This window comes from Kineococcus mangrovi, assembly GCF_041320705.1.
GTDB lineage: Bacteria > Actinomycetota > Actinomycetes > Actinomycetales > Kineococcaceae > Kineococcus > Kineococcus mangrovi.
The window spans coordinates 146567-169901 of record NZ_JBGGTQ010000004.1 but is presented as its reverse complement, the minus strand read 5'-3'; the positions used below and the strand labels follow the sequence as shown (position 1 = coordinate 169901).

Sequence of the window (23335 nt, the reverse complement as noted above, 5' to 3'; positions counted from 1 at the left end):
TTAGTGGGGCACCGCGGGGGCGACGTGACCCGCTCAGCCCACCGGGCGACCCACGACGAGGGGGGTGTTGTCGATGAGCCGGGTCGAGCCCACGCGGGCGGCGACGGCCAGCAGCGCCTCGCCGCGGAAGTGCTCCGGCACGTCGGCGAGGTCGTGGGGGTCGACGAGGGCGAGGTAGTCCACGCGGGCCGCGGGTTCGGCGACGAGGACGTCCCGCGCCGCGCGCCGCACGGCCGAGGGGCCCTCGGGTGCGGCGGCCCGGCCCGCCGCCAGCGCCCGCTGCAGGACGAGGGCGACCTCGCGGTCGAAGGGGGTGAGGTACCGGTTGCGGCTCGACATCGCCAGGCCGTCGTCCTCGCGGACCGTGGGCACCGCGACGATCTCGACGCCGAGGTCGAGGTCGCGCACCATCCGCCGCACGAGCAGGAGCTGCTGGGCGTCCTTCTGGCCGAAGAACGCCACGTCCGCGCGCGTCAGCCGCAGCAGCTTGGCCACGACCGTCAGCACGCCGTCGAAGTGGCCCGGCCGGCTCGCCCCCTCGAGCACCTCCCCCAGCGGCCCGGCGGCCACCCGGACGCCCGGGGTGCCGTCGGGGTAGACGACGTCGGGTCCCGGCGCGAACACGACGTCCGCGCCGTTGTCCGCGGCCAGCGCGAGGTCCTCGTCGAGCGTGCGCGGGTACCGGGCGAGGTCCTCGTTCGGCCCGAACTGCAACGGGTTGAGGAAGACCGTCACCAGGACCGAGGACGCCCGGCCGCGCGCCTCGCGGATGAGGCGGGCGTGCCCGGCGTGCAGCGCGCCCATCGTCATGACGACCGCGACGGGCCCGGGCAGCCCGGCCCGGGCGGCGACGAGCTCGGAGCGGGTGCGGGCCACGGTGAGGGCGGCGGGCGGGGTGGTGCTCACGGTTCTCCTGCGGTGAGTTCGGTGCGGACCGCGGCGGCCGCGGGGGTGGCCAGGCGGCCGGCTGCCTGCGCGCGGTCGGCGGCGACACCGGCGAGCCGGGCGTACGTGGCGGCGGTGGCCGGGTCGAGGGCGCCCAGCACGCGCAGGTGGGTGGCCACGGTGCCCGCGTCGCCGCGCGCGACGGGACCGGTGAGCGCCGCGTCGCCCTCGCGCAGCGCGTTGTCCAGAGCGGCCTGCAGCAGCGGCCGCAGGACGCGCTCGGCGTCCTGGCCCACCGCCGCGCGCGCGGCGTCGAGCGCCTGCGCGACGAGCGTGACGAGGTGGTTCGAGCCGTGGGCCAGGGCCGCGTGGTAGAGCGCGCGGTCGGCGTCGGCGACGACGACGGGGGTGGCGCCCCACTCGCGCACGAGCGCGTCGGCGACGGGCGCCAGGACGGGGGGTGCGGTGACCGCGACGGCCGCGCCGAGCAACCGCTGCAGGTCCAGCGACGTGCCCGTGAAGGTCATGGCCGGGTGCAGGGCGAGGGTGAGGGCGCCGCGCCGGGCGGCCGGTTCCAGGACGCCGAGCCCGTGCAGCCCGCACGTGTGGACGACGAGCTGCCCCGCGCGCACGTTCGGCGCCAGCTCGGTGACGAGGGGGCCCAGGACGTCGTCCGGGACGGCGAGCAGGACCAGGTCGGCGGCGAAGGCGTCCGCGGGTTCGATCCACGGGACCTCCGGCAGCAGCGCCTCGACGCGTTCGGCGCCCTGGCGCGTGCGGGCCGCGATGCCGCTGAGGCGGTGCCCCGCGGCGCGCAGCGCGGCCCCGAGGACCGGCCCCACCCGCCCGGCCCCGACGACCGCGACGTCGAGCCTGCCCGCGGAGTTCACGTCGGCGACCCTAACGCGCGGGTCCCGCGCACGGTCCACGGGACGCCGGACGGCCCCGGCGGGAGCACCCGCCGGGGCCGTCCGGGACGTCGAGGGGTCAGCGCGCCAGGAGCGCGGCCTGCTCGACGCGGAGGGCGTCGATGAGCCGGCCCCGGGGCAGCACGACGTCGTCGTAGGTCAGGACCTGGTCCTTCTCCACGTCGCGCCTGAGCACGCACCCCTCGGCCACCCCCATGGGCAGGAGGTTCCCGGCCGTCGTCGCCGCGTACGTCTCGGCCACGCCGTAGGTGTCGTACCCCCCGAGGCGGTCGATCTCCTTGCCGGCCTTCAGGTCGGTCTTGGCCGTCGTGACGACCTCGACCTTCACCTCGTCACCGGGCACGATCGCGGCGTCGCCGAAGATCACCGCGCGGGCGACGGTCAGCGGCACCTCGAAGTGGCACAGGTGGTACGGCGTGTAGAACGAGTACAGGGGCCCGGTGCCGAGCTTGTACAGGTTCAGGTAGTGCTGTTGCTTGGGGTCGTCGTGCGTCCCGAGGACGTAGACGCCCGGGCCCGGCTTGGAGCCCACGACGTAGTCGACGACGCCGCCGAGCTCCTTGAGCCGGTCCACGTCGTACATCGCCGTCAGCTCGTCGACGTGCCCGCGGTGGTCGGCGCCGCGCATGCCGCGCTCCTCGACCGAGAAACCCGCCGCGTTGGCGACGAGGGCCTGCTCGAACGACACCTTCGTGCCGTCGGCGAAGCTCGTCACCATGTAGGGGTCCTGCCCCCACTGCTTGGCGAAACCCTCCTGCGTAGTCGGGTTGCGGTACTCGTCCTGCAGGCCCTTGATGTTCCCCGACACCAGCGGCGTGACGCCGATGGAGCGCACGAAGCGGATGAGGTTCATCTGCACGCCGGGCTGGTCGCCGTCGCAGCCGGTGTAGACGACGCCGGCCTTCTCGGCGCGGGTGCGCAGCGCGAGGCCGGCGGTCCCGTCGACCTCGGCGTTGAGCAGGACGATGTGCTTGCCCTGCTCGATGGCCCGGACGACGACGTGCGCGCCGTACTCGGTGTTCCCGGTGGCCTCGACGACGGCCTCGACCCGGCCCGCGTCGACGACGGCCTCGTAGGAGGCCGACACGACGGGCGTGCCCTGCGCGATGGCCTTGTCCACGGCCGCGGCGTCGTCGGCCTCGACCACGCCGGTGACCCCGGCCTGCTCGTAGGCGTCGCGCGCCTTGGACACGGTCCGGTTGGCGATGGCCACGAGTTCCATGCCGGGCACGGAGTTCACGACCTGGTTGACGAACCCGCGGCCCATGAACCCGGCGCCGACGAGGGCGACCCGGATGGGGCGGCCCTCGGCCTGGCGACGCTTGAGCGCGTTGTCGACGATGATCACGACAGCTGCGCCCCGTCCGCCAGCAGCGTCCAGCTCGCGTCCTTGTCGCTGATGACGGCCACGTCCCGCGCCCAGGGCAGGGCGAGGTCGGGGTCGTCGTGGCGCAGGCCGCGCTCGGTGCCCGGGGTGTAGCTCTGGGACACCTGGTAGACGACCTCGGCGCCGTCGGTCAGCGTGAGGTAGCCGTGCGCGAAGTACTCCGGGACGTAGAGCGCCGTGCGGTTCTGCGCCGACAGCTCCACCGCGACGTGCTGGAACCGCGTGGGCGAGTCCGGGCGCAGGTCGACGATGATGTCCTGGATCGCGCCGGCCGTGCAGCGCACGAGCTTGGCCTCGGGCGCGGGGTCGACCTGCGTGTGCATGCCGCGCAGGGTGCCGGCCTGGTGGTTGTACGAGAGGTTGCACTGCTCGACCGCCGGGTTCAGCCCCGCCGCGAGGAACTCCTCGCGGCAGAAGGACCGGGCGAAGAACCCGCGGTCGTCCGCGCGCTCCTCGAGGTCGATGATCGCGACGCCCTCGATGTGGGTGGTCGTGAACTTCACTGGGCGATCCCCGAGGTCGGCTGGAGGCGCCAGAACAGCTCCTCGTCGAGCTGCTCGGTGCGGATGAGGTGCTCGAGCTGCTTGAGCCGGGTGTGGCCGCGGCCGGTGAACGTCGCCTCGTCGAGGTCGATCGCCTTGAACACGTCGACGAGCTGCTGGGCGCCCTTGTCGGCGTTCCAGTCGCACGAGAAACCCTCGAGCGTCGCGTGGATCTTGTCGAAGTTCACCTTGTAGCTGCGGTTGTCCCCGCCGTCGCTCTGGCCGAAGGTGATCTCGGCCTCGGGCAGCGCGCGGCCGACGGCCTCGGCGATCTCGCGGACGCGGTAGACCTGCTCGGAGTCGCCCACGTTGAAGACCTCGTTGTGGACCTTCTCGCGCGGGGCGTCCAGGACGGCGCGGATCGACTTGGCGATGTCGAGGCCGTGGACCAGCGGGCGCCAGGGCGAACCGTCGGAGGTCATGGCGATCTTGCCGGTCGTGTAGGCCAGACCCGCGAGGTTGTTCAGCACGATGTCGAACCGCTGGCGCGGGGAGGCGCCGTAGGCCGTCGCGTTGCGCATGAACGTCGGCGAGAAACCGTCGTCGGCCAGCGGGGCGACGTCGCGCTCGACGAGGGCCTTGCACTCGGCGTAGGCGGTCTGCGGGTTCACGGCCGACGTCTCGTCGACGGTGTCCTCGGCCACGCCGTAGACGGAGCAGCTCGACATGTAGACGAACCGGGAGACCCCGGCCGCCTTGGCGGTCTCGGCCAGGCGGACCGAGCCCTGGTGGTTCACGACGTAGGTGACGTCGGGGATGAGCTCCCCGAGCGGGTCGTTGGACAGCTCGGCCATGTGCACGACGGCGTCGGCGCCGGCGAGGTCCTCCACGCTCACGTGGCGGACGTCCTTGGCCAGCGTCTGGACCGACGCCGTGACGCCGTTGTAGAGCCAGCCCTGCTTGTAGTAGCCGGTGTCGACGCCCAGCACGGAGTGGCCGGCGTCGAGCAGGGTCGGGGCGAGCAGGGCGCCGAGGTAACCCTCGGTCCCGGTGACGACGATCTTCACTGCGGTTCTCCGGTTCTCGAGGGTCTCAGTCTTCCCAGGTCTTCCACGGAGCCTTGCCGGCGTCCCAGAGCTTGTTGAACTCGGTCCACTCGCGGAAGGTGTCCATGCCCAGCCAGTACCCCTCGTGCTGCGAGACGGTCAGCTGCCCGTCGCGCGCCACGGTCTGCAGCGGCTTCTGCTCGAGCATCATGTCGGGGTCGTCCTCGAGGTACTTGTCCGCGAAGGCGCGGTCGAAGACGAAGAACCCGCCGTTGACCCAGCCGTCGGCCAGGGTCGGCTTCTCGTTGAACTCGGTGACGGTGTCGCCGGTGACGTGCATCTCGCCGTAGCGCGAGCTGGGGTGCACGGCGGTCACCGTGGCCAGCCGGCCGGCGGCGTCGTGGTCGGCCAGCGTCTTGAGGACATCGACGTCGCCGAGGCCGTCGCCGTAGGTCAGCAGGAACCTGTCGGCGGTCAGGTGCTGCTCGACGCGCTTGATGCGGGCGGCCGTCGCCGTCGTCAGACCGGTCTCGACGAACGTGATCTCCCAGTCCTCCTGGACCCCGTTGGTGTGGTACGTCGGGTCGTCCTGGGAGGACAGGTTCAGCGTGAAGTCGCCGGCGTTGATCCGGTAGTCGAGGAAGTAGCGCTTGATGAGGTCGCTCTTGTACCCCAGGCACAGGACGAACTTGCGGAAGCCGTAGGAGCTGTACAGCTTCATGATGTGCCAGAGGATCGGCCGTCCGCCGATGTCCACCAGCGGCTTGGGCAGCTTCTCGCTGGCCTCGCGCAGTCGGGTGCCCATGCCACCGCAGAGGATGACGACGGGGATCTCGGAGACGGGAGTGGCCTCGGTCATGTCTTCCCTCACTCGAACCTGGTCGGTCGGATCTCGTCGGTGCGGGCGCACCGCGCCCGCAGACCGTCCGTGGGGGAACTGCGCACCCGTCGCGCTGCGCGCGCGGGATGTGCGGTGGCGGTTCGAACCCCCCACGAATCCGAGCCACCGGTTCCCGCCCAGGTGCTGCCGCGAGGCTACTACAGGCGGGCGAACACGGAGCGTGAGATTGAGCGAAGCGGGTGAAAAGAAACCCGCTTCGGGGAACTCATCGACGAATCGTCGACAACAGGTCACGCAACGGAGTCATCGCGGATTCCCACGAGAACGACCGCGCGACGTCGGCCGCGGCGGACCCGAGTTTCGCGGCCTGCTCGGGGTCCTGGAGGAGTTCGACCAGGGCGTCGGCGAACGCCGCCGCCCCGTCGGCCACGCGCAGCACGTCGCGGTGCTCCTCGAGGCCCTCCAGACCCAGGCTCGTGGTGACGACCGCCCGGCCCCGGGAAAGGGCCTCGACGAGCTTGATCTTCGTCCCGCCGCCCGACAGCAGCGGCACCACGCACACGTCGGCGCGTTCGTAGAACGGGTCCACGGCGGCGACGTCGGAGTGGAACTCCACCCCCCCGGGTTCGCCCGTCGGGCGCGGGTGCACCGCCGACAGGCCGCGCCCCACGGCGAGGAACCTGGCCGAGGGGACGCGGGTGAGGACCTGCGGCCACACCTCGTCGAGGAACCAGCGCAGCGCCGCCCGGTTGGGGCCGTAGTCGACCGCGCCGACGAACAGGGCCGTCCGCGTCGCCGGCGGGACCGTCGGGACACCGGACGCGGCGCTGACGCCGTTCGGGACGAACGTGCTGTCGATCCCGTGCGCCGACAGGACCTCCTGGTCCTTGCGGCTGCACGCCGTGACGTGCCCGGCGCGGGCGGCGGCGGCGAACTCGAACCGGCGGAACCGGGCCACCTCCGGGGCCAGCAGGCGCCCGACCAGGGGACGCTCAGTGCGCAACCGGCGCGCGACGAGGTCGGACTCCACGTTGTGCAGGTCCAGGACGTCGACCCGGACGTCCGCGGGGACGTTGACCGCCATCTGGGGGAAGTCGACGTGGACGACGTCCCGACCCCGGACACCGGTGGCCAGCAGGTCGTGGACCCGCCGGGAGAACCACTTGCCCGCGAACAGCGAACCCCGCAGCACCGCACCCGGGGTGGGTCCCGGGGCGGCCACCTCGTGCACCGTGACGTGGGCGGGCAGGACGTCCCGCCACCCGGGCCAGCGGTCGAACCCGATCACGTGGACGCGGTCGAAGGAGGCGGCGTAGGCGTCGATGACGGCCCGCACCCGCTGCCGGCCACCGGAGTCGGTGCTGGCCGGCAACTGCTTGGCGAGGACCCAGGCCGTGCGCTCCGACGTGGACCCGGGTGTCGGCTCAGGGCTCAACGGGTGCGCTTCTTCCAGGCGCCCGACCGCGACCGGCCCAGGGCGCGCGGGATCGACAGCGCGAAGATGACCGGCGGCATGCCGACGGCCTGCCCCAGCACGCGCAGCGGCGCGGCCGCCTTGCCCTGCAACTTGTCCCCCTTGAGGTAGGCCGCGACGGACACGGCCTCCCCGAGCAGGAACAGCTGGCTGAAACGACTCTTCGGACGGGCCAGGCAGGCGGCGGTCAGCGTGAGCTGGGCCGCCGGTCCCAGCGTCGAGCGCCAGCCCTTGTGCATGGCGAAGTGCAGGAACTTGTCGTCCCCGGACAGGAAGGAGCGGCGGAAACCCCAGAACAGGCGCAACTGCCCGCTCATGATGCGGACGCGGCGTTCGAGCTGGTCACCGCGCGGGGCGGAGTCCTCCACCGCGACGCACTCGGGCACGACGCCGACGCTGAGCCCGCGCCGGGCGAAGTCGAAGGCGAGGAACAGGTCGTCGTTGAGGACCGAGCCCGGGATGGGGCGGAACGACTCGCGCCGCAGCGCGACGGCCTCGCCGACGAGCGCGAGCGACCCGCCGCGGCCGGCCTCGGTCTGCTTGATCCAGTTCTCGTAGCGCCAGTACAGACCCTCGTCGGCCGCACCGGACTCCTTGCGGACGCCCGAGGCCAGGTGCAGGTCCGTGGCGACCCGGTCGACGAGCGCGCGCAGCCCCTCCCCGGGGACGAACGCGTTCGCGTCGAGCAGGACGACGATGTCGGCCTTGGAGTTCTGGACCCCGCGGTTGACGGCGGCGGCCTTGCCCGCCCGGGTGGGCGACCAGTCGACGCGGCACCCGAGGTGCTCGGCCGCCGCCCGGGTCTTGCGGTCCTCGTCGACGACGATCGTGATGCGGTCCAGCGGAACGCCTTCACCCAGCAGCTGCGGCACCGTCTCGGCCAGCACGCCGGCCTCGCCGAACGCCGGGATGAGCACGTCCACGTCGTCCCACGTCCAGCCGGCCTCCCCGGCCCGCGGACGGACGGGGCTGCGCGGCGCGAGGCGCTCGCTGGCCAGCAGGTACAGCGGGTACATGACGTGACCGGCGAAGGACATGACGGTCAGCGCGCTGACGGCCGGGCTCGGTCGACCCAGTTTCACGTGTGGAACCCCCCAGACGAACGTCCGGAGCGGTGAGACCCACCGGCCGACCGGCCGCCGGACCCCCCTCACCGCCCCCGTGACCCCCGCGCACTCCGCGGGTGGTCCGGGCATTCTTGCAAGGGCGGGAGACACTGGGCAACAAGGCCATTGCGTATCTAACTAATCACTCTGAGTAGTTCCTCGTGGTCCGCGGCGGGGATTCCCCCACGATGTGACGCCGAGTTGTCGCAGGTCAGCACTGAGTGATGTATTTGCGGTGGTTCCGGACCCTCCGACGGGAAACCACCCGTTCGCCACGGACGGTCACCCTCCGGGACGCGGGGCGGGGGGCCACACTGGACCCCGGGCGGGTGGGACGACCACCACCGGAACGGCCCAGCCGGGCGCGACGCACGGCGGGGCCGCTGGGGGAAGCACCGGAAGGGGACGGGCGGTAGTGAGCGTGGACGTGAGGAACGACGTGGAGCAGGCGGTCGAGGACCGGGCGTCGGAGGAGGCCGGGCGGGGCACGGCACCGCCGAGCGGGCTGACGCACGACGTCGAGCTCGTCCTGGTCAGCTACCGCAGCGCCCACCAGATCCGGGCCCTGCTCGCCGGCCTCCCCGAGGACCTGCCCGTCGTCGTCGTCGACAACGCCTCCGACGTGGACGGCCTGTCGCAGCTGCCCGCCGAGCGGCCCGCCACCCGCTACGTCGACTCCGGTGGCGGCAAGGGCTTCGCCAAGGCCGCCAACATGGGGGCCCGCACCTCGACCCACGAGTACGTCGTCTTCGGCAACCCCGACTCCCGCCCGACCCTGGAGCACCTGTCCACCCTCGTCGCCGACGTCGCCGCCGACCCCGGCCTGGCCGCCTCGGCCGCGACGATGGCCGGGGTCGACGGGCACGTCGAGCTGGGCGTCGGCGGCTGGGAACCCACGGCCACCCGTGCCCTCGTCCACTCGACCGGGCTGCACAAGCTGTTCCCGCGGGCGGGGCTGTACGCCAAACCCGCACCCGGGGAGGCGCTCGACGTGGACTGGACCACCGGGGCGTGCATGGCCGTGCGGCGCAGCACCTTCGTGGAGCTCGGCTGCTTCGACGAGGACTTCTACGTCTACAACGAGGACATGATGTTCGGCCGCACGGCCCGCCAGGCCGGGCTGCGCGAGCGGCTGCGGACCGACGTCATCGTCCCGCACGCCGCCGGGGGGTCCGGCGCACCGAACCTGGAGATGCTGCGGCTGCGCGGGGCGGCCATGCGCCGCTACCTCGCGCGCCACCACTCCGGCGCGTCCGTGCGCGGCATCAGCTCGGTGCTGGCCCTCGGGTACGCCGTCCGGACGCTGCAGTGCAAGGCCCTGCGCCGGCAGGACCGCGCCGCCCAGCACTGGGCCTACGTCAAGGGCGTCGCGACGGGTCGCGCCTCGGTGGCCGGCCGGGTCGTCATGGAGCGCATCAAGTAGGCCCGGCCCCGCACGCACGACGGCGCCCCCGCCGGCCGGGTGCTCACCTGGCCGGCGGGGGCGCCGTCGTGCGGGGCTGGGGTCAGAACAGGTTCTTGTACGTCTGCGCCGAGGAGGGCATCCGGACGCCGGAACCGAAGAGCAGCCAGCGCTTGCCGTCGATGTCGCAGTTGAACTGGATGTCGTACAGGACCTGCCCGGGGCCGGTGCCGGCGTTCTCCTCGAAGAAGGCGTGCATGCCCTCGACGTAGCCGGCGCCGTCACCGTTGTCCGCGTTGCCGGACCACTCCGAGACGCCGAACGGGATGCCCTGGCTCTTGGCGAAGGCGGCGTGCGCCCGGATGCCCTTGGGCGCGCCGTAGCCGTCCTTGTCCCAGCTCGCCGCGTCGAACTGCGCCTTGGTGCTCGCGTACGGGTACTGGTTGTAGTAGTCCACCGTCAGCACGTCCACGTACGCCTTGCCGGGGAAGAACTTCGTCCAGTCCATGCCGGTGCCGTTGCTGTCCCGGTTGACGCTGAAGACCAGCTTGGCCTCCGGGAAGACCTGCTGCTGCAGGGCGCGGTAGCGCTTCCACGAGGCCACGAAGTCCTGGTGGTTGTTCTTGTTCACCGACCAGGGGAACCAGAACCCGTTCATCTCGTGCGCGAAGCGGATGTACACGGTGCCGCTGCGGTTGCCCCACTGGGACTTGAGCTTGAGCAGGGAGGCCTTCCACCGGGCGTCGAACTGGCCCGAGGCGCCCTGCGCCCAGGTCTCACCGCGGTCGATGCCGCCGACGGCCATGTCCATGGAGGCGTTCCACTTGCCGTACTCGGCCCCGGGGTCGAGCTGCCAGAAGTGCTGGTTGTTCGTGTTGTCGTTGGCCCAGCTGGCGGCGATGCCCAGGGGGGTCCCGCGCCAGGCCGCGTACCGGCCGTCGCCGACACCCACCCCGGAGGCCCCCGAGAGCCAGGTCCCCGCCGCCGCGGGCGGTGCCGACGGGCTCGGCGGGGGGGTGGTGGCGGGAGGGGGCGCCGGGGTGGTCATGACGGGCGTGGGCGTGGTGGGCCGCGGCGAGGGCTTCACGACACCGGGACCGGCGGGCGCCGGCGAGACCGCCCGGACGAGGATGCCGTCCACCTTGGCGTTGTTGCGCGTGGCCGAGAAGCCGAGGTCCAGCGACCCGTCGCCGACCTTGACGGTGAAGGTCCGGTCGACGGCGGCGTTCTTGCCGGCGACGGCGAACAGGTCGAGGTTGTCGACGACCCGCTGGCCCTCGGCGGAGACCGAGAAGACGCGGGTGCCGCGGGCGTCGAAGTACGTCTCGGCCATCTTCAGCGTGACCTCGTAGGTCCCGGCGGGGACCGGTGCGCTCCACCGGCTCATGCCCCAGTGCTCGTTCTGGTAGAGCGGGGAGAGGTCGGTGCCGCTGATCCTGCTCGTGGTGACCGACTGCACCTGGTAGCCGCCGGTGAAGCCGGAGTCCTTCTTCCAGACGTTGCCCGCGGGGTCGGTCCAGTCGGCCTTGCCCGTGCCCTGGCGGATGACGAGCCCCGCCTCGGCCGAGGCGGCCGTGACACCGGCGGTGGTCAGGCCCGCGGCGACGAGGGCGACGGCGGTGCTCGAAAGGAGGAACTTCGAAAGCTTGCTCATGGGGGTGGATCAACCTCGCTGTGCTCAGGGCGCCGGCGCGGGGGTGCGCAGGTGCCGAGTTGGCCCGTTCGGGGGTGACAGAGAGGTCTTCGGCCGGCTCACCCGGCGGCTTGAGCGAGGAGTTCGGCCGAACCTGTAACGCGGCGCCGACCTGCAGCGATAGGTGTGCCCTCCGTGATCGCGCCACCCGGTCGGCGCGGCCCGCCCGGTTACGATCGGCGGGTGAGACTTCACGTCGTCTACCGCTCGCACGGCGGGGAGAACAGCAAGGGCCGGCCGGGCTGGTACAGCAAACGGGTGGGTCTGGAGTCCTTCTGCCGGGCCGTGGAGCGGGTCCGCGAGGAGCGTCCCGACGCGGGCACCGAGGTCGTCTTCCTCAACGACGGCCCCGTGCCGGGCGAGCGGCTGGACCTCATGGCCCGCTGGGGCGACCCCGTCACCATCGACGGCGGCTCCAACCGGCGCAGCTACCTCACGGCCCTCGGCCTGCCCCGGCGCCGGGGCTGGGACGGCCGGGACGTCCTCCTGCTGGCGGAGGACGACTACCTGTGGCGCCCCGAGAGCCTCGTGGCCCTCCTCGACGCGACCCGGGACCCGCAGCACGCGGGGGCCGACTACTTCGCCCCCTACGGCGAGGAGGTGCCCGACACCGCGCAGCCGGTGCGGTGGGAGCGCCTGGAGAGCACCACGAGCACCTTCGCCGCCCGCGTCCGGGCGCTGCGCGAGGACGAGCGGCTGCTGTGGCTGTGCGCCCTGTCCGGGGGCGACTTCGACCACGCCAGCTGCCTCACGCTGCAGGGGCGGCCCCGCTTCACGCTGCGCGAGCTCGTCGAGCACCACGAGCCGGCCGACGGCACCCCGGCCTGGAGGTCGGCGCTGCGGCGGGCCTACCTCACGGGGATGCGCACGGCCGTCGACGCGCGGTCGCTGCGGCGCCCCTCGCGGCGGCGGGTGCTGCTGGGGGCCCAGCCCGCGCTCGCGACGCACATGGAGGAGGGCTGGATCGCCCCCGGCCCGTGGGAGGAGATCGCCGCCGCGCCCGCGCCGTGACACCGCCGCGCTCCCGCGCCGTGACACCGCCGCGCTCCCGCGCCGCGACGGGCCCGCACGCACGACGGGCCGGCCCCCGGGTGGGGACCGGCCCGTCGCACCTGCGCAGCTGGTGCGGACGTCAGCCGCGCCCGGCGCCGCTCACCTCGGCGGTGGGCCGGGAGACGGGGCGTGAACGCTGCTCGAGGCGAGCGTCGCCCCCCGACGAGGAGACGTCACCGACGACGACCTGGGCCAGGACGGCCGGGGCGGCGATCGACAACTGGTTCAGCGTCTTGCTCACGACCTCGGCGCGGGGGTCGGCCTCGACCTGGACGAGCACGGCGTCCACCTCCCCGGCGACGGCGAAGGCGATCGGGCTCGAGACCACCGACCCGCCCGCGAAGATCACCAGGTAACCGGACTCGACGAGGTGCCGGACCCCGGACCCCACCGCGTGCGGCTGCACCGAGCGGGCGTCGAGCGGCAGCACGCCGACGACGGCCCCTCCCCCGACGACCCAGGGCTGGATCTCCTCGCTCCACCGGCGCTCGGGCAGGGCACCCTCGCGCAGGGGGGCGGCGGGCGCGCCCATGCGGGCCAGCCGGCTGCCGTCCTCGTCGGCGTCCACCAGGACGACGCGACGACCGGCGCGGGCCGCCGAGGCGGCGAGCCCCGCGGCGAGCGCGCCGGCGTTCCCGGAGGCGGCCGTGACCAGGACGCTGCTCACCTCCAGCCGCGGGGTGCGCAGGTGCCCGAGGTGCTGCAGCCCGACCAGGACGACGCCCGCGCTGCGGCTGGGGTCGCTGTGCGGGTCCGCGAGGGCGCGCACGGTCGGCAGGGAGTTCCACCGCGCGAGCTCGGCGACCCCGGCCAGCGGGGGTGCCGTCACGCGCTGCTTGAGGTGGGCGGCCCACGCGACGACCCCGGCCGCGCCGAGGAGGCCGACGATCCCGGCGACCAGGCCGATCTGCCACGGGTGGGGCGGGGAGGGCTGGGTCGGCACGGTCGCGTCGTCGACGCTGGCCACCCCGGACCCGTACGTGGTGGCCGCGATGTTGATCTGCTGGACCTGGGCGGTGTCCGTGGCCGCGACGTTCGCCAGGGCGGCGTCGCGGGCCTGGGTGACCTGCTGCAGCGACTGCGCGCGGTAGGCGTAGGCGACCGCGTCGGCGATGTCGGCGGCGTCCTGGGCGGAGGGGGCCGTCGCGGAGACGACAATCTGGTTGGTGTCCGTCTGGGCCGTCACCGTCAGCCCGGCGCGGAAGGTGTCCGCCAGGTCCGCGGGGACCTGCACGGTCTGGGCACCGACCCCGGTGCCGACCGGCGCGAGGGCGGCGTCGAGGACGGAGCTGGAGTCGACGACGGCCGCCTGCAGGGCCGCCCACTGGGTCGGGTCGCCGAGCTGAGCGGCGTTGTTGCCCGTCGCCGTCGGGTCGAAGGGCCGGTCCTTGTCCAAGGTGATGACGGCCTCGGCCGCGTAGCTGGCCGGCAGGAACGCGGTCGCCCCGGCGAACCCGGCGACACCCAGCAGGACCGCCACCACGACGACCTTCCACCGGTGGCGGAAGACCGCCGCCCACGTCCCGGCGCCGTTGCGCTCGGGCACGCCCGCTGCTGCTGCTGCCACGCTTCCTCCTGGTCCCCCCACCGGGCTCCGCGCCCGTGACGACCGCGTGCGGCGGTCGTCGCGCGGTCAGTCTTGCACCCGACGCGGGGTGCCCGCTGTCGGACGGGAGGTCCTCCCGGACGCTTCGACCCGCTCGGAGCAACGGGTCGTTGCTCCGATCGCATGACCTCGTCACGCAGCGCACTCGTTCGGCCCCGCAGATCGCCGGAACCGGCGAAGAGGCCCTCCCCACGACTTACGATGGCACGCGCCAGGCGGGCCCCAGGACGCCGCCCACCGCTTCTTCACCCTTCTCCTACTCGAGTCCGGGGGGACCCGCGTGCCGCAGCCGACCTCCACGACCGACCCCTCGCCGACCCCCTCCCCGGACCCGCGGCCCGGACGGGCGAGCGGCGAGTCCGTCGCGGACCGGCGCGTCATGGCGGTCGTCACCGCGCTCATCGTGTCGATCACCCTGCTGCAGCGCTTCGGCCTGCCCCTCGGCGGGGTGCAGCTCTCGGTGAGCGTCCTGGTGGCCCTGGCCGGCCTGGGGTACCTGCTGCACCACGGTGACGTCGTCGAGAACCGGCCGGCCACGAGGGTCTTCGTCCTCGCCGTCGCCGCCGCGTTCCTGTGCGCGGGGATCGTGCTGTTCCGCACGGGCGAGGGCGCCATCACGTCCCTGGTGTACCTGCCGGTCATCTGGGTCGTCTTCACGTTCCGGCTGCACCCGGCCCGTCACCACCTGTACGAACGCGTCCTGGCGCGGTTCGAGGCGTTCATGCTGGTCTTCGCCGCCGTGGGGATCCTGCAGACGGCCGGCCAGGCCCTCGGCGTCTGGTCCTACCGGGACTTCGTCCTGTCCGCGGTGCCGCGCACGGTCCTGTTCACCGGGTACAACACCAGCTACCCGATCGAGTACGGCAACCCGATCATCAAGGCGAACGGTTTCGTGTTCCTCGAACCGTCCATCTACGCGCAGTTCCTCGCGATCGCCCTGCTGGCCGTCCTGGTCCGCCGCGCGGCGTGGTGGCGGGTCGTCGTCCTGGCGATCGCGCTGGTGTGCACCATCTCCGGGACCGGTCTGCTGTTCGCCGGTTTCGGCGTGCTGCTGCTCATGCTCCGCCGGGGCGGGCGCTGGACGGCCCGCATCGTGGTGGCGGTCGTCGTCGCGATCCCGATCGCCCTCGCGACGCCCTTCGGCTCCATCATCGCCGAGCGCGCCGGGGAGACGTCGCAGACGAACTCCAGCGGGAGCCTGCGCTTCGTGCAGCCCTACGGGCAGATCCTGCAGACGTGGGGCGATCGGCCCTGGTCGGTCCTCGTGGGTGACGGCGCCGGCCGGGCGGACCGGCTGGCCGACGAGATCTTCCAGGCCACCCGCCTGCCGATCAACTTCTCCGGCCTGGCCAAGCTCGTGCTGGAGTACGGCCTGCCCGCGGCGGTCCTGTTCGGGGTCTTCGCGGCCCTGGCGCTCGTCCGGCGCTCCCCCTCGCCCACCCTGGCCGGGGCCGGCGTCTTCGCCAACGCGTTCCTCACCGGGGCGCTCCTGCAGCCGCAGGTGCTCTACGTCCTGGTCCCGCTGTCCTCGTTGTTCATCGGGTACCGCTACGAGGCCGGGCGCGACGCCCGGCGCGACCCGGCGGCGAGCGGTCCCGCGTCCGGGGGCGGGGAGAGCGGGCAGGGCGCGCCGGTCGCGGTGACGGTCGCACCGGCGTCACCGAACGGGCTGACCCCGCCCACCCCCTGACCCGGCCCCACGACGGGGCCCGGGAAGACCCCCACGACGACGAGAGGCGGACCCCCCACGGGGTCCGCCTCTCGCGTGCTGCTCCCGCGTCGTGCGCGGTGGGGCCGGGACCGGCCCGGCGGGTTCTCAGCCGACGGGGGTCGGCTCGACCGAGGGGGGCGGCTGGTCCACGGGGGTGCGCAGGTGCCGGCGCATGGCCACGAACCACCAGGGGGCGGTGAGCCAGAAGGCCCCGGCCATCCCCCACGCCGTGCCGACCGCGCCCCAGAGCAGCGCACCGACCGTGGACAGCGTGATGAGCAGGACGGCGTAGACCGTGTGGAGCCGGATGGTCACCTTCGCGCCCTCGTTGGCGTAGAGGACGGCCGCCGGACCGACGGACAGGGCGGACCCGGCCTGGCCAACGATGATCGCCACGAGCACCTCGCGCGTCCCGGCCCACGAGTCCCCGAGCAGCGCCTGGCCGACGGAGTCCGGCAGCAGCAGGAACAGCGACCCCCAGACGACACCGGTGACGACGACGAGTCCCGAGATCGCCAGCGCCGCCCACTTCCAGGTGCCCTGGGAGGTGCGGGCACGCCGCCGCGCCAGTTCGGGGACGGCGAAGGACATCAGGCCCGTGGACAGGATCGTCGCGGGCACCGTCAGCATGTTGGCCCCGCGCAGCGCACCGGCCGCCACCGTCCCGGCGACCCCGGCGACGACGAAGACGGCCAACTGGGCACCGGACTGCATGAGGACGTACTCGGGCACCAGGTAGCGCGTCATGGACGACTGCTCGCGCAACCAGCCGATCGCCCGGACCGGGCGGGGACGGGTCCGCATCTGCGCGAGCCCGACGAAGCTCGCGACGAGGGCGGCCCCGCCCCAGGCGAGCACGTAGGCGTGGACCTGGTGGACACCGCCCAGGAACAGGACGAGCACCGCGGCGAGCTGCAGGACGCCCCAGGCGCCGTCGAGGACGCACGCGGCGGCGGGCCGCAGGCGGGCGAAGAGGACCTGCCGCCACGCGTCCTGCATGAGCAGCCCGGGCAGGACGACGCCCAGGGCGACGAGGCTGTCGGAGGTGACGCGGCCGAACGGGCCGAGCAACCCGGTGGCGACCAGACCGGCACCCACCGCCACCGACCCCGCGAGCACCAGGCCCGTGGAGGATCCCGTGACGCGACCGAACTCCCGGTCGTCGGCGCCGGCGAACCGCATGGCCACCGGTGAGGTGGACAGGGCGCGGAAGAACCCGATGGCGACGGCGAAGATCGAGAACACGATCGCGAAGGTCCCGAAGTCGCCGTCGCTGACGGACTTCGCGACGACGATCTGCACGAGGAAGTTGTTCGCGCTGGAGATCAGCTGGTCGACGATGTTCCACACGCCGCGGGTCATGCCCGCGCCGCGCAGCTTGGCGAGCACACTCACCGTGGTCCTCCTCTGTGGAGCGCGCACCGGCCGGACCGGACGCGGCCCAGACGGTACCCGCCGTCCGGCCCGTGCATCACGCCTCCGGGGCGGCGTCACCCGTCGCGCCGAAGCGCTCCTCGAACGCCGCCGACCCGTTCGGGGCGTCCTCGAGGGTCATGCCGACGCCGCCCTCGGGGGAGTTGAAGTAGGCCTGGTACCGCACGTCGGTCGAGGCGACCACGTCGGCGATCTGGTCGATGAACTCGGGGCTGTCACCCCCGCCCTGGGTCGAACCCTCGGCGACCATGGCCCACTCGGGGAAGCTGATCGGCTTGTCGTGCGCGACCGCGAAATCGACGACGGCCGAGACGCTGTTGACCTTCTCGTCCTTGGCCTGCCAGCGCGCCGAGGGGTCGATGGGCGAGATGTAGGAGTCGTAGACGTCGATGCCGATGATGTCGACGTAGTCGTCGCCGGGGTAGAGCTGGTCGATCGAGACGGAGTTCTGCGGCCCCTCGGCGATGTTGAAGTCGATCTCGAAGTCCGAGCCCTCGACCTCCATCGCCATGACGATGCGCCGGAAGTACTCCTTCCAGTCCTCGCGGTCCTCCTCGGACTCACCGACGTAGTGGGTCTCGTACCACTTGCCGTTCATCTCCCAGCCGATGCGGACGATCGAGGAGCCGAGCCCGGTGTCGACGAGGTTGCGGCCGAACCGCTGCCAGTGCTGGTCGTACTCCCCGGCGGCTCCGCGGGCGCGCCAGTCCGACGGCGGGTCCTTGGGGACCATGGCCGTGGAGATGACGAGGGTGCGGTTGTCGGGGTCGTCCCGGACCCACGCGCCCCAGTCCTGGCCCTCCGGCGGGTCCATCGCGAACCAGGGGCCCTCGATGGCCTTCCAGTCGTTCTCCGAGCCGAAGACCACCACGCAGTCGAGCGGCCGGCCGAGCCACTGGCCGAAGTCCTCGGCGACGGAGACGGTGTGCGTCTGGACGCCGACCCACTTCGTGTCGAGCTCGTCCGCCGGCACGTGCGGGCGCGGTGTCCAGGACGGGACGGGCGCGGGCTGGACGGGGGTGCTGGTGTCGCGCGTGGCCCAGTACACGCCCCCGCCGACCGCCACGGCCAGGACGCCGAGACCGGCTCCGACGACCTTGCGCCGACCGTGCTTGCGGGGCTCCCCCGGCCCTCCGGTCGCGGGGCTCTCCTGGTGCGTCGTGTCCACCACTGCGCGAGTCCGCCTTCCCCCTCGGACGGCGTCCCGCACCCCTCGGCACCGCGTGCCGGCCGGTGTGCCCCGAACCCCGTCACCGTCGACCGCACCGCCCCCCGGCCATGCGCGCACCGATCGGTGCTGGCACGACTGTAGGTGAGAGCGGGAGACTTTGACGCCACGTGAGGGTGACCGTCCGCGGAATCTTCGACCGACCGGGGGCACGCCGTAACCGCCTGCGCCCGAGCAGGTACCAGCGGTGACGAAGTGGTGCCGGGCGCACCTGCGGGCGGCGGGGGCCGGGTGCTCGTAGGCTGCGCGGGTGGGTCGTTTCGAGAACGTCGCGGACCTCGCCGCCATCGCCCCGGGGTCCGTCGCGCTCGACCTCGCCTGCGGCCAGGGCCGCACGACGCGGGCCCTGCTGGCCTCCGGGCCACGCCTCGTGCACGCCGTCGACGTCGGCGCCGCGCTCGACGACGACCTGCTGCTGGACCCGCGCGTGCGCGCGCACATCGCCGAGCTCGACGCGCTCCCCCTGGAGGACGGCAGCGTCGACGCGGCCGTGAGCCTGAACGCCGTCGAGCACCTCGCCGACGTCGGCGCCCACCTGCACGAGGTGCACCGCGTCCTGCGTCCCGGCGGGACCGCCGTGCTCGCGCACTCGGACTGGGACACCGCGCTCTTCACCAGCGACGACGACGACCTCACGCGCGAACTGCTCGACCGCTTCGTGGCCCACGTCCCCGCGCAGGGCGCCAGCACCGACGGGTTCGCCGGCCGCAAGCTCCTGCGGCACGCCGCCGCCAGCCCGTTCGCGGTCGAGTCGGTGCACTCCTGGGCCGACCCGCACCGGCGCTTCGACGAGGGCTCGGTCGCGTGGAAGGTCGCCACCGGCATCCTCGCCGCGGCCGGTGACGACCCGGGCCTGGCCGCCCGCGCCGCCGGGTGGGTCGAGGGCCTGCGGCGGGCCGCGCGCACCGGGACCTTCCTGTTCGCGGTCACCGACGTCGCCGTCGTGCTGCGCAAGTAGGCCCCCGACTCGCGGAACCGCCCGGCGGGCCCCACCGTTGGACCTCTCGCAGACGACGCACCGCGAACAGCGGTCGAGGAGGTCACGGTGGCAGGCCTGGTGGGCAAGCTGGGGCGGTTCCTGAAGTCCCCGGAGGGCAAGCGGGTGACGCAGCAGGCGCAGCGCGCGCTCAAGGACCCCGCGACGCGGCGCAAGCTGACCGACGCCGTCTCGAAGTTCCGCGGCGGCTCCGGCGGCTCCGGCGGCACCGGCTCGGGGACGCGCACCCCGCGCTGACCGGGTGACGCACCCCGCGAGGCGGCGGGGGAAACCGTCACGCACGGTTAGAGTTCGACGGTGCCCTCCGCTCTCGCCTCGCCCGGTGCTGCCCTGCGCCGGCCGTCGTGGCTGCGGTCCGCCCGGGTGCTGCGCACCGAGGTCCTCGCCGGCCTCGTCGTCGCGCTCGCCCTGGTGCCCGAGGCCATCTCCTTCTCGATCGTCGCGGGCGTCGACCCGCGGGTCGGGCTCATCTCCTCGTTCGTCATGGGGGTCACGACGTCCTTCGTCGGCGGTCGCCCGGCGATGATCTCGGCGGCCACCGGGGCCGTCGCCCTCGTCGTGGCACCGCTGTCGCACAGCCACGGCGTCGGGTACCTCATCGCCGCGATCCTGCTCGCGGGCGTCCTGCAGATCGGCCTCGGCCTGCTCGGGGTGGCCCGGCTCATGCGGTTCGTGCCCCGCAGCGTCACGACGGGGTTCGTCAACGCGCTCGCCATCTCCATCTTCCTGGCCCAGCTGCCGAACCTGCGCGGCGCCGGGGTCACCGGCTACGCGGTCCTCGTCGCGGGGCTGGCGCTGCTCGTCGTCGTCCCGCGGTTCGTGAAGTCCGTCCCCGGACCGCTCGTCACGGTCGCCCTGCTCACCGTCCTCGTCGTCGTCCTGCACGTCGACGTCCGCACGGTCGGCGACGACGGGGCGCTGCCGCGGACCCTGCCGACCCTGGGCCTGCCGGACGTCCCGTTCACCCTCGAGACCCTGCGCACCATCGCCCCCTACGCCGTGGGCGTCGCGCTCGTCGGGCTCATGGAGTCCCTCATGACGGCCCAGCTCGTCGACGAGCTCACCGACACCCGCTCCTCCAAGACCCGCGAGTGCGTCGGCCAGGGCACCGCGCAGATCCTCACCGGGTTCTTCGGCGGGATGGGCGGCTGCGCGGTCATCGGCCAGACGATGATCAACGTCAAGGTGTCCGGCGCCCGGACGCGGCTCTCGACGTTCCTCGCCGGCGCGTTCCTGCTCGTCCTCGTCGTCGGGTTCGGCGACGTCGTCGCGCAGATCCCCCTCGCCGCCCTCGTGGCCGTCATGTTCCTCGTCTGCTACGGCGCCTTCGACTGGCACAGCGTGCGCCCCGCGACGCTGAAGGCCATGCCGCGCAGCGAGACCGCCGTGATGGTCGTGACCGTCGTCATCGTGCTGCTGACCCACAACCTCGCCTACGGCGTCCTCGGCGGGACCCTGCTGGCGTGCGTGCTGTTCGCCCGGCGCGTGGCCCACCTCGTCGAGGTCCGGCCCGGCCCGGGACCGGGCACGTACTCGGTGCACGGGCAGGTGTTCTTCGCCTCCTCCGGCGACCTCGTGACGCAGTTCGACTACGCCGGCGACCCCGAGCGCGTGACGATCGACTTCCGCGACGCCCACGTGTGGGACGCCAGCTCCATCGCGGCCCTGGACGCCGTGAGCCGCAAGTACGTCGAGCACGGCAAGGAGGCCGTCATCGTCGGGATGAACCCCGCGACGGCCGCGCTGCACGGGCGGCTCGCGGGGCGGGTCAGCGCGGAGTAGGGCAGCGGCGCCAGCGCAGGACGGACACCGTCGCGGCGACCGTCCAGACGACCGCGGCGAGCACCCCCAGGACACCGCGCGGCGCCAGCCACGCCCACCAGAGGACGGCCGCCACGACCTGCAGGGCGGCGGTGACGCCGAGGTCGCGGCGGGTCCGGGGCCGGGGAGTGCGCACGGCCCCATCCTGCCCCTGCGCGCCGATCCCAGGTGGTGCGGCTCGCGGTGACCCCGTGGCCGGGGCGGCCTCAGCGGGTCATCCACCGCTCGGGGCCGGAGCCGGCGCGGGCGGCGCGGGCGCGCACGGTCTGCTCGCGCAGGAGCCGCGCGGCGACGTCGGCGGCGAGGTGGTCCACGCGGGGGCTGACCTTCCCCGGCGTGGAGTGCAGGCGCACGCTGGCCAGGCCCAGGCGGCGCTGCAGCGGCCCCTGCGTCAGCCCCAGGCTCTGCGTCCGGGCGTGCGGCACGACGTCGAGCCCGCGCACGAGGCGCCCGCCGCGGGACAGGAACGCGTGGTCGGTGACGAGGTACCCGCGGCGGCGCCAGCTGATCCAGTCCAGCCAGCGGGCCCGGCGCGGGACGGGGGTGAACCCGCCGTCGGTGCCGGAGCCGGTGAGCCCGGCGCGCACGACGTCCAGCGCGGAGCGGTCGTCGGTGGCGAGGTCGGGCAGCACGATGCCGAGGACGAGGTCGAGCTCGTCCACCGTCCCCACGGGCAGCAGCGTCGTGCTCTGCTCGGAGCGCGCACCGGACTCGGAGGAGTAGCCGGCCACGTTGACCTCGACGCGCCACCAGCCGGACCGGCGCCACAGCAGCGGCTGGGTGAGGCGCAGCGCCTGCACCCGGCCGGGCGGCACCGTCTGCGAGCGCTGCTCCAGCAGGCCGTGCGAGAGCCGCAACCCGTCGGGGCTGTCGGCGACGGTGAAGCCGAACCCGGTGCTGAAGCGCTGCCACACGGCCGAGACGAGACCCAGGACCGCCGCGGCGGAACCGAACAGCGGCGTCAGGCTGCGCGCGAAGAAGCAGCCGACCCCGATGCCGACGAGCACGAGGACCATCCAGATCGTCAGCCCGGACTTCAGCGTCGAGGTGATGAGGCGGGTGGGCGGGACCTCGACGACCTCGCGCTGCGGCGCCTCGGGCGCGTCCTGCCCCTCGGCGACGACGAGCCCGGCGGCCGCGGCGAGCAGCGCGTTGCGCACCCGCTGGGCCTCCTCCTCCTTCAGGTACGCCAGGGAGACCTTGCTGCCGGACCCGCCGGCGACCTCCAGCTGCAGTTCGGCCAGGCCGAACAGGCGCCCGAGCAGCGGGCGCACGACGTCGACGGCCTGCAACCGGTCGAGCTGGGCCCGGCGCTGCTGGCGCCACAGGACACCGCGCTCGACGTGCACGGCGCCCACCCCCTCCGAGGTGTCGATGCGGTACCGGGTGCGGCGCCACGCCAGGGCGCTGAACCCCGCCCCGACGAGGGCGAGGGCGAGGACACCGCCGAGGACGGCGAGGGTGAGGGCCCAGCCGGGCAGGTCCAGCCGCAGGATCTCGTCGGTGTTCTGCCCGACGACGACCACCAGCACGGCCGCCACGACCTTCCACGCCCGCAGCACGGGGGTGACGGGGTGCAGGCGCTTCCAGCCCGGGTCGGCCAGGACCGCGCGGGTGGGGGCGTCCAGCCGGTCGGCGACGCGGTCGGGCAGCGTCTCCAGGACGGGCTCGTCCGGGTCCTGCGGGCTCACAACCCCGCCAGCCGCGCCTGGCCGCGCGCGGCCAGCCGGTCGCGCAACCGGGCGGCCTCGGCCGGCCGGAGCCCGGGGATGGCGGCGTCGGTGTCCGAGGACGCCGTGTGCAGCTGCACCTTGGCCAGGCCGAACCGGCGGTCGAGGGGGCCGGCCTCGACGTCGACGTACTGCAGCCGGCCGTAGGGCACGACGACGAGCGAGCGGAACAGGATGCCCTTGACGACGAGCAGGTCGTCGTCGCGCTCGGCGTACCCCCAGGCCCGCACCTGCCGGCCCGCCCACGCGAAGTCCCACAGCCACAGCGGGACGACGAGCAGCAGACCGAGCCACACCCACGGGGTGAGCAGCAGCGCGCAGACGACGACCACGACGGCGGCCACCCCGAACACGATCCCCCCGACCAGGCGCTGGGCCGTCGCCCAGCGCGGGTCGATCCGCTGCCAGACGACGTCCGCCGGCGCGAACGGCTCAGCGCCCCCGCGCTCGCCGACCGACGGGGCAGCCGAGCTCGAGGGTGGGGTGGGGTCCGCGCCGGCCATGGCCCCA

The 23335-nt window shown here is 73.5% G+C and carries 21 protein-coding genes; 6 read left to right on the top strand and 15 right to left on the bottom strand.

Going from position 1 to position 23335, the window contains the following annotated elements:
• Window positions 1-33: 33 nt before the first annotated feature.
• The 8 genes from panC to AB2L28_RS09620 form a co-directional block, all read right to left on the bottom strand.
• Window positions 34-906: a pantoate--beta-alanine ligase gene (panC, locus tag AB2L28_RS09655; protein WP_370718547.1), complete on the bottom strand. Its 873-nt coding sequence runs from the start codon at window positions 904-906 to the stop codon at window positions 34-36.
• A complete protein-coding gene (locus AB2L28_RS09650; protein WP_370718546.1) occupies window positions 903-1775 on the bottom strand; it encodes a Rossmann-like and DUF2520 domain-containing protein in 873 nt (290 codons plus the stop codon). The genes panC and AB2L28_RS09650 overlap by 4 nt, the downstream gene beginning before the upstream one ends.
• A gap of 97 nt (window positions 1776-1872) precedes the next feature.
• The gene (locus AB2L28_RS09645; protein ID WP_370718545.1) at window positions 1873-3162 is read right to left on the bottom strand and encodes an NAD(P)H-dependent oxidoreductase; all 1290 of its coding nucleotides are present in this window, start codon (window positions 3160-3162) and stop codon (window positions 1873-1875) included.
• Window positions 3159-3704 carry a dTDP-4-dehydrorhamnose 3,5-epimerase family protein gene (locus AB2L28_RS09640; protein ID WP_370718544.1) on the bottom strand — a complete coding sequence of 182 codons (546 nt, stop codon included), beginning with the start codon at window positions 3702-3704 and terminating at the stop codon, window positions 3159-3161. The genes AB2L28_RS09645 and AB2L28_RS09640 overlap by 4 nt, the downstream gene beginning before the upstream one ends.
• Entirely contained in the window at window positions 3701-4750 is a 1050-nt protein-coding gene (locus AB2L28_RS09635) for an NAD-dependent epimerase/dehydratase family protein (protein WP_370718543.1), read from the bottom strand. The genes AB2L28_RS09640 and AB2L28_RS09635 overlap by 4 nt, the downstream gene beginning before the upstream one ends.
• A gap of 25 nt (window positions 4751-4775) precedes the next feature.
• Complete coding sequence (locus AB2L28_RS09630; protein ID WP_370718542.1) at window positions 4776-5588, bottom strand: glucose-1-phosphate cytidylyltransferase; 813 nt, start codon at window positions 5586-5588, stop codon at window positions 4776-4778.
• 247 nt (window positions 5589-5835) lie between these two features.
• On the bottom strand, window positions 5836-7005 hold the full coding sequence (locus AB2L28_RS09625) for a glycosyltransferase family 4 protein (protein WP_370718541.1): 1170 nt from the start codon (window positions 7003-7005) through the stop codon (window positions 5836-5838).
• The gene (locus AB2L28_RS09620; RefSeq protein WP_370718540.1) at window positions 7002-8126 is read right to left on the bottom strand and encodes a glycosyltransferase; all 1125 of its coding nucleotides are present in this window, start codon (window positions 8124-8126) and stop codon (window positions 7002-7004) included. Before AB2L28_RS09620 ends, AB2L28_RS09625 begins: the two co-directional genes overlap by 4 nt.
• A gap of 451 nt (window positions 8127-8577) precedes the next feature.
• Here AB2L28_RS09620 and AB2L28_RS09615 point away from each other — a divergent pair, with 451 nt between their 5' ends.
• Window positions 8578-9573 carry a glycosyltransferase family 2 protein gene (locus AB2L28_RS09615; protein ID WP_370718539.1) on the top strand — a complete coding sequence of 332 codons (996 nt, stop codon included), beginning with the start codon at window positions 8578-8580 and terminating at the stop codon, window positions 9571-9573.
• Between the two features lie 82 nt (window positions 9574-9655).
• Here AB2L28_RS09615 and AB2L28_RS09610 read toward each other — a convergent pair whose 3' ends face one another.
• Entirely contained in the window at window positions 9656-11206 is a 1551-nt protein-coding gene (locus AB2L28_RS09610; RefSeq protein ID WP_370718538.1) for a malectin domain-containing carbohydrate-binding protein, read from the bottom strand.
• Between the two features lie 222 nt (window positions 11207-11428).
• On the opposite strand from AB2L28_RS09610, the gene AB2L28_RS09605 reads away from it, so the two are divergent.
• Window positions 11429-12256, top strand: coding sequence for a hypothetical protein (locus tag AB2L28_RS09605; RefSeq protein WP_370718537.1), 828 nt, complete (start codon window positions 11429-11431; stop codon window positions 12254-12256).
• A 121-nt stretch (window positions 12257-12377) separates the two neighbouring features.
• Here the strand turns inward: AB2L28_RS09605 and AB2L28_RS09600 are convergent, their stop codons facing one another.
• Window positions 12378-13865: a GumC domain-containing protein gene (locus AB2L28_RS09600; RefSeq protein WP_370718536.1), complete on the bottom strand. Its 1488-nt coding sequence runs from the start codon at window positions 13863-13865 to the stop codon at window positions 12378-12380.
• 319 nt (window positions 13866-14184) lie between these two features.
• Between AB2L28_RS09600 and AB2L28_RS09595 the strand changes: the two genes are divergently transcribed.
• A complete protein-coding gene (locus AB2L28_RS09595; protein ID WP_370718535.1) occupies window positions 14185-15594 on the top strand; it encodes a hypothetical protein in 1410 nt (469 codons plus the stop codon).
• Between the two features lie 126 nt (window positions 15595-15720).
• On the opposite strand, the gene AB2L28_RS09590 is transcribed toward AB2L28_RS09595, so the two are convergent.
• Together AB2L28_RS09590 and AB2L28_RS09585 are read right to left on the bottom strand one after the other, a co-directional pair.
• Entirely contained in the window at window positions 15721-17010 is a 1290-nt protein-coding gene (locus AB2L28_RS09590) for an MATE family efflux transporter (RefSeq protein ID WP_370718534.1), read from the bottom strand.
• 76 nt (window positions 17011-17086) lie between these two features.
• On the bottom strand, window positions 17087-18220 hold the full coding sequence (locus AB2L28_RS09585; protein ID WP_370718533.1) for a glycosyl hydrolase: 1134 nt from the start codon (window positions 18218-18220) through the stop codon (window positions 17087-17089).
• A 307-nt stretch (window positions 18221-18527) separates the two neighbouring features.
• Here AB2L28_RS09585 and AB2L28_RS09580 point away from each other — a divergent pair, with 307 nt between their 5' ends.
• From AB2L28_RS09580 to AB2L28_RS09570, 3 genes are all read left to right on the top strand, one after another.
• Window positions 18528-19235 (top strand): methyltransferase domain-containing protein, encoded by a 708-nt coding sequence (locus AB2L28_RS09580; protein WP_370718532.1) that lies wholly within the window; start codon window positions 18528-18530, stop codon window positions 19233-19235.
• Between the two features lie 87 nt (window positions 19236-19322).
• The gene (locus tag AB2L28_RS09575) at window positions 19323-19511 is read left to right on the top strand and encodes a hypothetical protein (RefSeq protein WP_370718531.1); all 189 of its coding nucleotides are present in this window, start codon (window positions 19323-19325) and stop codon (window positions 19509-19511) included.
• Window positions 19512-19571: 60 nt separating this feature from the next.
• Window positions 19572-21056 carry a SulP family inorganic anion transporter gene (locus AB2L28_RS09570; protein ID WP_370718530.1) on the top strand — a complete coding sequence of 495 codons (1485 nt, stop codon included), beginning with the start codon at window positions 19572-19574 and terminating at the stop codon, window positions 21054-21056.
• Here AB2L28_RS09570 and AB2L28_RS09565 read toward each other — a convergent pair.
• The 3 genes from AB2L28_RS09565 to AB2L28_RS09555 form a co-directional block, all read right to left on the bottom strand.
• A complete protein-coding gene (locus AB2L28_RS09565; RefSeq protein ID WP_370718529.1) occupies window positions 21043-21231 on the bottom strand; it encodes a hypothetical protein in 189 nt (62 codons plus the stop codon). The genes AB2L28_RS09570 and AB2L28_RS09565 overlap by 14 nt on opposite strands.
• A gap of 70 nt (window positions 21232-21301) precedes the next feature.
• On the bottom strand, window positions 21302-22786 hold the full coding sequence (locus AB2L28_RS09560) for a PH domain-containing protein (RefSeq protein WP_370718528.1): 1485 nt from the start codon (window positions 22784-22786) through the stop codon (window positions 21302-21304).
• On the bottom strand, window positions 22783-23328 hold the full coding sequence (locus AB2L28_RS09555; RefSeq protein ID WP_370718527.1) for a PH domain-containing protein: 546 nt from the start codon (window positions 23326-23328) through the stop codon (window positions 22783-22785). The genes AB2L28_RS09560 and AB2L28_RS09555 overlap by 4 nt, the downstream gene beginning before the upstream one ends.
• Window positions 23329-23335: the final 7 nt, after the last annotated feature.